An 8,836-nucleotide genomic window follows, 5' to 3' on the forward strand; every position below is an offset into this window, starting at 1 on the left:
GCGGGAGGCCAGGGCCCGCACGATCGCGATCCGCTGCTGCTGGCCGCCGGAGAGCTCCGTGGGCCGGTGGCGCAGCCGCTGCCCCACCCCCACCCGGCCGACGAGCGCGCGCAGCCAGCCCTGGTCGGGGGTCCGTCCGGCCAGGCGCAGCGGCAGGGTGATGTTCTCCTCCGCGGTGAGCGTGGGCACCAGGTTGTAGGACTGGAACACGAAGCCGACCCGCTCGCGGCGGAACTCGGTGCGGCGGGGCTCGCGCAGGGAGCTGATGTCGGTGCCGCCCACCACCACCGAGCCCGAGGTGGGGCGGTCCATGCCGGACGCGCAGTTGAGCAGGGTGCTCTTGCCCGACCCGGACGGCCCCATGACGGCGAGGAACGAGCCGCGGGGAACCCGCAGCGACACCCCGGCCAGGGCCGAGACGGCGCCCTCCCCGTCGGCGTAGACGCGGTGGACGTCGGTGAGCCGGACGGCCTCGCCGTCGGCGTCCGGACCGGCGGAACCCGGTGCGGTGGAGGCCGGGGCGGAGGCCGCCCCGTTCGCGCCGCTCACCGGTCGCCCCTGCGGACCAGGACGATCAGCGCGACGAGCGAGACCAGCGCCGCGAGTCCGAAGGCCGACCCGATCAACTCGTGGCCGAGCAGGGACAGCGTGCCGTTGGCCGTGGCGGTCCCGGCGAGGACGACGCCGAGCAGGACCAGCAGGGCTCTGCGGGCGGGTGTGCGCCGGGGGTCGCGCGCGGGCACCCGCGGAACGGAGGGGGACGGGGCTCCGTCGGTCGGAGCGTCGATGCGGTAGGGGTCGTCGGACACGGCTGCTCCCGGGGTTCGGTGGGTGGCTGGACACGGCCGGTGTACCGCCCGCCGTGTCGTCTCCGACGCTACGAAGACGCGGCCCGCCGAAACATCCCGCCCACCAGTCGACCCCTGTTACAGCCAGCTGTAGTGGCGCCCGGCCCAACCCTTCCGAGCAGCCGCCGCACCCGGGCCCGGAACCTCCGTCAGAGCACCCGCGCGGGGTCGGGCACCGGGGCGAGGCGGCCGTCGCAGTCGGCGTACTCCCAGCGCGGTCCGCGGGCCACGAGTTCGGCGACCGCGCCGACGAGGCGGTCCACGTGCTCCCGCGTGGTGCCCACTCCCAGGCTCGCCCGCACCGCCTGGCCGTGCCCCCGGGGCAGCAGGTGCCTGGTGAGGGGGTGGGCGCAGAACAGGCCGTCGCGCACCCCGATCCCGTACTCGGCGGACAGGGCCGCGGCCAGCAGGTCGGCGGGCAGGCCGTCCACGGTGAACGACACGATGCCCACCCGCGGGTGGTCACCGCCCCACAGGGTCAGCTCGGTGACGCCGTCGACCGCCGTCAGCCCCGCGCGCAGCCGCTCCAGCAGCGCCGACTCGCGCACGTGCAGGAGTTCCTGGGTGGCGGGGGCGAGGGTGTCGCAGGCGGCGGCCAGCGCCACGGCTCCCAGCACGTTGGGGCTGCCCGCCTCGTGCCGCGCGGGCAGGTCGTTCCACACCACGTCGTGTTCGCCGACCAGCCGCGTGGCTCCGCCGCCGGACAGGTAGGGCGCGGCCTCGCGCAGCCAGTCGGCGCGGCCGGCCAGCACCCCGGAGCCGAAGGGGGCGTAGAGCTTGTGGGCGGACAGGGCGACGTAGTCGGCGCCGGTCTCCTCCAGGCTGAAGGGCAGGTGCGGCACGTACTGGGCGGCGTCCACGACCACGCGCGCGCCCTCGGCGTGGGCGGCCCGCACCAGTTCCTCCACCGGCCAGATCTCGCCGGTGACGTTGGAGGCGGCGGTCACGCACAGCAGGCGCGGGCCCTCGGGGGCCCCGCGCAGCGCGGCGCGCGCGGCCTCCACCGCGTCCTCGGGGGACGCGGGCAGCGGCAGGCGCACCACCCGTCCGGCGCGGGCGGCGGGGTGCTCCCAGGGCAGCAGGCTGGCGTGGTGCTCGGACTCGAACACGACCACCGTGCAGCCCTCGGGCACCGAGCGGGCCAGCAGGTTGAGGGCGTCGGTGGTGCCGCGCACGAACACCACGGCGTCGGCGGGCTGTGCGCGCACGCCCACGAAGCGGGCGACGCTGCGGCGGGCGCGCTCGTAGGCGTCGGTGCTGACCTGGGAGTGGTGGCCCGCGCCGCGGTGCACGCTGGCGTAGTAGGGCAGCGCCGCGGACAGGGCCTCGGCCACCGGGGTCAGACACGGGGCACTGGCCGCGTAGTCGAAGTTGGCGTACTCGACCCGTTCGCCGGTGACCAGGGGGACGCCCTCGTCGGAGGTGACGACGGTGCACCCGGCGGCGTCGGCCGGGGACTCGGCGGAACGGGCGGCGTGGACGGAAACGGCAGTGGTCATGGAAGCACCTCTCCTGTGGGTCGTGGGACCCGCGGAGATGTCACTCCGGTAACGCCTCAGGGGTCCGCGCTTGTCCGACACGGTCGTGTCGGGACCTGGTCCTCACCCGGGGCACCCCACCGCGGTAGGAGGGTTGCCGACCAGCTAGCCGGGGCTTGACGCTGGTACTCGTGACCTGCGAGGCACACTAACACAGCCTTCCGGCTCGCGGCAGGGGGACCGGATGTGGCCCGGACCACCGATCCGCTTGACAGCGGCGCGCGCGGTGGGGACATACTTGTGCCTGCCTGCCCTCACGCCGCGGGTGTCCGGTTTCCCCCGGCCGCCCTCCAGGCGCGAGACTCCAGAGCGTCGGAGTTTTCGCGTGCCCGTGAGCGAGAGGTGTGCACCTTGTACGGCGACGACCGTATCCAGCAGGTTCTGCGCAATCCCAGGGTCGTCCTGGTGTCCGGCTACGCCCGCCTGCCCGACTCGGTGGCGAGCCACTCCCAGTACCAGCGGCTCGGCGTCGTGCTGGCCGTGGACACCGCCGACGGGCGCGTCGTCGCAGCGGACACCACCCTGCTCACCGAGCTGGCCAGGGACTTCTTCCGCGCCCTGGTCGAGGGGGAGTCGGTGACCGAGGACGTCGCCGAACTGGTGCGGCGGGTGCAGACCCGGTACGCGGGCCAGTCCGGCGCCGCGCTGACCACCGCCCTCCGCCGCTGTCTGGAGACCTACGTCCAGCTCCGGGAGGGCGACCAGTTGCCCGCGGACCCCGGGGTCGGGCAGGAGGCGCGGCCGTGACCGGCGACCTGCGCGCGGACGGGACCCCCGCCGGGCCCCGGACCGGAACCGGGAGCGCGACCGGGGCCGCGCCGCTGCCGCTGGCGGGCGTGCGCGTCGCCGACCTGTCCCGCGTGCTGGCCGGCCCCTACGCCACCATGCTGCTCGCCGACATGGGCGCCGAGGTGGTCAAGGTGGAGCAGCCCGGACGCGGCGACGACACCCGTTCCTGGGGCCCGCCCTGGGCCGGGGAGGCCGGACAGGAGGGGCACGGCGAGGCCGCCTACTTCCTGTCGGTGAACCGCAACAAGCGCAGTCTGGCCGTGGACCTGAAGGACCCCGAGGGCCTGGCCGCGGTCCGGGAGCTGTGCGCGGCCTCCGACGTGGTCGTCCAGAACTTCCGGCCCGGGGTGATCGACCGGCTCGGGCTCGGCTACGAGGCCGTCAGCGCCCGCAACCCGGCCGTCGTGTACTGCTCGGTGAGCGGGTTCGGACCCGAGCACGAGCCCGCGACGCGCCCCGGCTTCGACATCGTGGTGCAGGCCGAGAGCGGGCTCATGGCCGCCACGGGGCCCGCGGAGGGACCGGCGAGCAAGGTGGGCGTGGCCCTGACCGACGTGCTCACCGGGCTCAACGCAGCCGTGGGCGTCCTGGGCGCGCTCATGCGGGCCCGCGTCACCGGGCGCGGCGAGAACATCAGCGTGTCGCTGATCAACTCCACCCTCTCCGGCCTGGTCAACCTCACCCAGCAGGCGCTGGTGACGGGGGCCGAACCCGCCCGGGTCGGCAACGCGCACACCACGATCGTGCCCTACCAGACCTTCGCGACGGCGGACGCCGAGATCGTCGTCGCCGCCGGGAACGACGCCCTGTACCAGCGGCTGTGCGCGGCCCTGGACCGCCCCGACCTGGGCGCCGACCCGCGCTACGCCACCAACCCCGGCCGGGTGGCGCACCGGGAGGAGCTGGTCGGCGAGCTGACGGCGACCCTGCGCTCGCGGCCCGCCGACCACTGGATGGAGCTGCTGGTGGGAGCCGGGGTACCGGTGGGACGGGTGCGCGGAGTGCTCGACGCGCTGCGCACCGCCGACGCCAGCGGCGACGACGTCCTGCGCACCGTCAAGCACCCCACCGCCGGGCTGATCGAACAGGTCCGCGCGGGGTTCCGGCTGGAGGGCACCCCGCCGCCGCTCGGCGCGCCGCCGCTGCTGGGGCAGCACTCCCGGCAGATCCTGGCCGAACTCGGCGTGGACGGGGCCGACGTGGACGCGATGGTCGCGCGCGGCGCCGTCCAGCAGCCCGACCTGTCCTGAGGTCCCAGCGGACCGCACCGGGTCCGCACGGCCGCGCCCCGGGGCCGTTCGGGGCTCCGCACCCGGTCCGCGGACCACCGCCCGTCCCTCCTCCGGGTCCCGCACCCGGATCCGAGGACGCCGTCCACCTCCCGCACGGCCGCACCGGCCGTCAGCACCACGAAGGGACACCCCACCATGAGCGACTCCCGCAAGCCCGCCGCCCCGGACCCGCACGACTTCCTGGCCGTGGACACCGACCTGTCCGACACCGAGCGCGACGTCCGCGACGCCGTGCGCGGCTTCGCCTCGCGCGAGCTGGCGCCGAACGTGGCCGAGTGGTTCGAGGCGGGCACCCTGCCCGACCCGCGCGGGCTGGCCAGGGCCTTCGGCTCCCTCGGGGTGCTGGGCATGCACCTGGAGGGGTACGGCTGCGGCGGCTCCAGCGCGGTCGCCTACGGTCTGGCCTGCCGCGAACTGGAGGCCGTGGACTCGGGCCTGCGCAGCTTCGTGTCGGTGCAGGGCTCGCTGGCGATGGCGGCCGTCCACAAGTTCGGCTCCGAGGAGCAGAAGCAGGAGTGGCTGCCGCGCATGGCCGCCGGTGAGGCGATCGGCTGCTTCGGGCTGACCGAGCCCGACTCCGGTTCCGACCCGGGCTCTATGCGCACCCGCGCCCGCAGGGACGGGTCGGACTGGGTGCTCGACGGCACCAAGATGTGGATCACCAACGGATCGGTCGCCGACGTGGCCGTGGTGTGGGCCGCCACCGACGAGGGCGTGCGCGGGTTCGTGGTGCCCGCCGACACGCCCGGGTTCTCGGCCAACGTCATCCACCGCAAGCTGTCGCTGCGCGCGTCCATCACCTCCGAACTGGTGCTGGAGGGCGTGCGCCTGCCCGCCGACGCGGTGCTGCCGGGATCGCGCGGCCTGGGCTCGCCGCTGTCGTGCCTGAACGAGGCCCGCTACGGCATCGTGTGGGGCGCGGCCGGTGCCGCGCGCGCCTGCTACGAGGCGGCCCTGGAGTACGCGCTGAGCCGCGAGCAGTTCGGCCGGCCGATCGCCGGGTTCCAGCTGACCCAGCGCAAGCTCGCCGACATGGTGGTGGACGTCAACCAGGCGGCCATGACCGCGCTGCGGATCGGGCGTCTGAAGGACGAGGGCCGGTGCCACCACAACCACGTGAGCTTCGGCAAGCTCTCGTGCGTGGCCGCCGCCCAGCGGGTGGCCGCGGCGGCGCGCTCGGTGCACGGCGCCAACGGCATCACCCTGGAGTACCCGGTGATGCGGCACATGCTGAACCTGGAGACGGTCGCCACCTACGAGGGCACCGAGGAGATCCACGCGCTCAGCATCGGCCAGTCGGTGACGGGGATCTCGGCCTTCCGCTGAATCCCGCCCCCGGGCCCGCTCTTCGGTCCGGGTCAGGGCCGGTCGGCGGTGGTCCGCCGCGGGTCGCGCGCCTCCCCCGGTGCCGCCGGGCGCGCGCAGCCGCCAGAATGGGGAGCAGCCGAGCGAGGGAGTTGCCGAGATGGGGAACGAGCCGACGAAGCGGTTCGAGATGACGGGGCTGCGGCGGACCGCCAACGCCGTCGTCAGCGGCTTCGTCAAGTACGGGGTGTGCCTGCCCGAGTTGCACCTGCTCACCACGCGTGGGCGCAAGTCGGGCTTCCTGCGCACCATCCCGCTCAGTGTGCTGGACAGCGACCGCGGACGGTTCCTGGTCTCCCCCTACGGGGAGGTGGACTGGGTCCGCAACCTGCGTCAGGACGGCTTCGCGACGCTGCGCCAGGGCGGCTGGATCGAGCTGATCAGCGTGCGCGAACTGGGGGCCGAGGAGGCCGCCCCGCTGCTCAAGGAGTACCTGGACCACCCGCGCGCCGCCATGGTGGGCCTGTACTTCGAGACGCCGCCGGACGCCCCCGAGGAGGCGTTCGCGGCCGAGGCCGAACGCCACCCGGTGTTCGAGATCGTGCGCTCGACCACGATCCGCATCTGACCGGCGCGCACGGGCTCCGGGCTCCCCGCGCGGGCGTCCGGAGCCCGGCCGTGTCCGGCCCGGCCGCGCGGCCCCGGACACGGGACCGGGACGGGACCGCGGCGTCCTGCGTGCCCGCGGCCTCTCCCCCTCCGTCCGGCCGGGTCAGTTGCGGACGCGGAAGACGTCGTAGACGCCGTCCACGCCCCGCACCGCGCGCAGCACGCTGCCCAGGTGGGCGGGGTCGGCCATCTCGAAGGTGAAGCGGCTCTGCGCCACGCGGTCGCGGCTGGTCTGGACGGTCGCGGACAGGATGTTGACGTGCTGGTCGCTCAGCACCCGCGTGATGTCCGACAGCAGCCGGGACCGGTCCAGGGCCTCCACGTGCAGCGCCACCAGGAACATCGAGTCCTCGGTGGGCGACCACTCCACCTTGACCATGCGGTCGGTGTCCAGCGTCGCGGTGTTCACGCAGTCCCGGCGGTGCACCGACACCCCGTTGCCCCGGGTCACGAAGCCGACGATCTCGTCGCCCGGCACGGGGGTACAGCACTTGGACAGGCGCGCCCACACGTCGGCGTCGCCCTCCACGACCACGCCCGGGTTGCCGTGCTGGCGCTGGCGGGTGGCCGCCTTGGTGGGCAGCGCCGACTCGGCGATGTCCTCGGTGTGGCTCTCCAGGCCGCCCATGGAGTCGACGAGCTTGCCGACCACGTGCTGGGCGCTGACCTGGCGCTCCCCCACGGCCGCGTACAGCGAGTCCACGTCCGGGTAGCGCAGGTCGCTGGCCAGGCCGATGATCGCCTCACCGCTGAACAGGCGCTTGACCGGAAGCTCCTGCTTGCGCATGACCTTGGCGATCTCGTCCTTGCCCTGCTCGATGGCGGCCTCGCGGCGCTCCTTGGTGAACCAGTGCCGGATCTTGTTGCGGGCCCGGGCGCTCTTGACGAAGTTCAGCCAGTCCCGGCTGGGCCCGGCGTCGGGCGTCTTGGAGGTGAGGATCTCCACCGTCTCGCCGTTGTGCAGCTCGTTCTCCAGCGGCACCAAGCGGCCGTTGATGCGGGCGCCCACGGTGCGGTGGCCGACCTCGGTGTGCACGGCGTAGGCGAAGTCCACGGCGGTGGCGCCCTGGGGCAGCGAGATGACGTCGCCACCCGGGGTGAAGACGAACACCTCCTGCACCGACAGGTCGAAGCGCAGCGACTCCAGGAACTCGCCCGGGTCCTTGGTCTCCTGCTGCCAGTCGATGAGCTGGCGCAGCCACTGCATGTCGGAGCTGCCCCGGGGCTTGCTCTCGCCCCCGCTGCCCCGGTCCTCCTTGTACTTCCAGTGCGCGGCGATGCCGTACTCGGCGCGCCGGTGCATCGCGCGCGTACGGATCTGGAGCTCGACCGGGTTGCCCGAGGGCCCTATGACCGTCGTGTGCAGCGACTGGTACATGTTGAACTTGGGCATCGCGATGTAGTCCTTGAACCGGCCGGGCACCGGGTTCCACCGCGCGTGGATGGTCCCCAGGGCCGCGTAGCAGTCGCGGACGCTGTCCACCAGGACCCGCACGGCGATGAGGTCGTAGATCTCGTCGAAGCCGCAGTTGCGGGCGATCATCTTCTGGTAGATCGAGTAGTAGTGCTTGGGCCGCCCGCGCACGGTGGCCTTGAGCTTGGACTCGCGCAGGTCGGCCGAGACCGCCTCGATGACCTCCTGGAGGTAGACGTCGCGGCGCGGGGCGCGCTCGGACACCAGGCGGGCGATCTCGTCGAAGCGCTTGGGGTAGAGGGTGGCGAAGGCCAGGTCCTCCAGCTCCCACTTGATGGTGTTCATGCCCAGCCGGTGGGCGAGGGGGGCGAAGATCTCCAGGGTCTCGCGGGCCTTCTTCTCCCGTTTGGCGCGGGAGGGCAGGTAGCGCAGGGTGCGCATGTTGTGCAGCCGGTCGCACAGCTTGATGACCAGCACGCGGATGTCGCGGGCCATGGCCACGACCATCTTGCGCACGGTCTCGGCCTGGGTGGCCTCGCCGTACTTGACCTTGTCGAGCTTGGTGACCCCGTCGACCAGCTCGGCGATCTCGTCGCCGAAGTCCGAGCGCAGCTCGCCCAGGGAGTAGTCGGTGTCCTCGACGGTGTCGTGCAGGAGGGCGGCGGCCAGGGTGGCCTCCTGCATACCCAGCTCGGCGAGGATCGTGGCGACGGCGAGGGGGTGGGTGATGTAGGGGTCGCCGCTCTTGCGCTTCTGGTCGCGGTGGTGGTGGGCCGCGACCTCGTAGGCGCGCTCGACCAGCCGCACGTCCACCTTGGGATGGGTGGCCCGCACTGTCTTGATCAGTGGTTCGAGCACCGGGTTCATCGTCACTCCCCGCTGGGCGCCGAGTCGGGCGAGCCTTCTGCGTACTCGCACCGTGGAGGGCGTGGTGGAGGGGGACGGCTGCCGCGTGGCCCCCGCTCCGGAGACGTGGGGGGG

General features: G+C 73.5%; 8 protein-coding genes and 1 riboswitch. Of the genes, 4 read left to right on the plus strand and 4 right to left on the minus strand.

Going from position 1 to position 8,836, the window contains the following annotated elements:
- The 3 genes from DQW06_RS06015 to DQW06_RS06025 all read right to left on the minus strand — a co-directional run.
- Positions 1 to 549 (minus strand): ABC transporter ATP-binding protein (locus DQW06_RS06015; RefSeq protein ID WP_117198114.1); only part of this gene is annotated, 549 nt, incomplete at its 3' end.
- A complete protein-coding gene (locus DQW06_RS06020; protein WP_013151899.1) occupies positions 546 to 809 on the minus strand; it encodes a hypothetical protein in 264 nt (87 codons plus the stop codon). The genes DQW06_RS06015 and DQW06_RS06020, both read right to left, overlap by 4 nt.
- Positions 810 to 997: 188 nt before the next feature.
- Entirely contained in the window at positions 998 to 2,347 is a 1,350-nt protein-coding gene (locus DQW06_RS06025) for an aminotransferase class V-fold PLP-dependent enzyme (protein WP_117198115.1), read from the minus strand.
- Between the two features lie 61 nt (positions 2,348 to 2,408).
- Positions 2,409 to 2,523: riboswitch (SAM riboswitch) on the minus strand.
- Between the two features lie 214 nt (positions 2,524 to 2,737).
- Between DQW06_RS06025 and DQW06_RS06030 the strand changes: the two genes are divergently transcribed.
- The 4 genes from DQW06_RS06030 to DQW06_RS06045 all read left to right on the plus strand — a co-directional run bounded on the left by DQW06_RS06030 (position 2,738) and on the right by DQW06_RS06045 (position 6,400).
- On the plus strand, positions 2,738 to 3,133 hold the full coding sequence (locus DQW06_RS06030) for a DUF3870 domain-containing protein (RefSeq protein ID WP_013151897.1): 396 nt from the start codon (positions 2,738 to 2,740) through the stop codon (positions 3,131 to 3,133).
- Positions 3,130 to 4,425, plus strand: coding sequence for a CaiB/BaiF CoA transferase family protein (locus DQW06_RS06035; protein WP_370449061.1), 1,296 nt, complete (start codon positions 3,130 to 3,132; stop codon positions 4,423 to 4,425). The genes DQW06_RS06030 and DQW06_RS06035 overlap by 4 nt, the downstream gene beginning before the upstream one ends.
- A gap of 177 nt (positions 4,426 to 4,602) precedes the next feature.
- Positions 4,603 to 5,793 carry an acyl-CoA dehydrogenase family protein gene (locus DQW06_RS06040; protein ID WP_117198116.1) on the plus strand — a complete coding sequence of 397 codons (1,191 nt, stop codon included), beginning with the start codon at positions 4,603 to 4,605 and terminating at the stop codon, positions 5,791 to 5,793.
- A 139-nt stretch (positions 5,794 to 5,932) separates the two neighbouring features.
- The gene (locus tag DQW06_RS06045) at positions 5,933 to 6,400 is read left to right on the plus strand and encodes a nitroreductase/quinone reductase family protein (RefSeq protein ID WP_013151894.1); all 468 of its coding nucleotides are present in this window, start codon (positions 5,933 to 5,935) and stop codon (positions 6,398 to 6,400) included.
- Between the two features lie 144 nt (positions 6,401 to 6,544).
- Here the strand turns inward: DQW06_RS06045 and DQW06_RS06050 are convergent, their stop codons facing one another.
- Positions 6,545 to 8,722 carry a bifunctional (p)ppGpp synthetase/guanosine-3',5'-bis(diphosphate) 3'-pyrophosphohydrolase gene (locus DQW06_RS06050; protein ID WP_019607013.1) on the minus strand — a complete coding sequence of 726 codons (2,178 nt, stop codon included), beginning with the start codon at positions 8,720 to 8,722 and terminating at the stop codon, positions 6,545 to 6,547.
- Positions 8,723 to 8,836 lie beyond the last annotated feature (114 nt).

The sequence above is a fragment of the Nocardiopsis sp. TNDT3 genome, from assembly GCF_003427465.1.
GTDB lineage: Bacteria > Actinomycetota > Actinomycetes > Streptosporangiales > Streptosporangiaceae > Nocardiopsis > Nocardiopsis dassonvillei.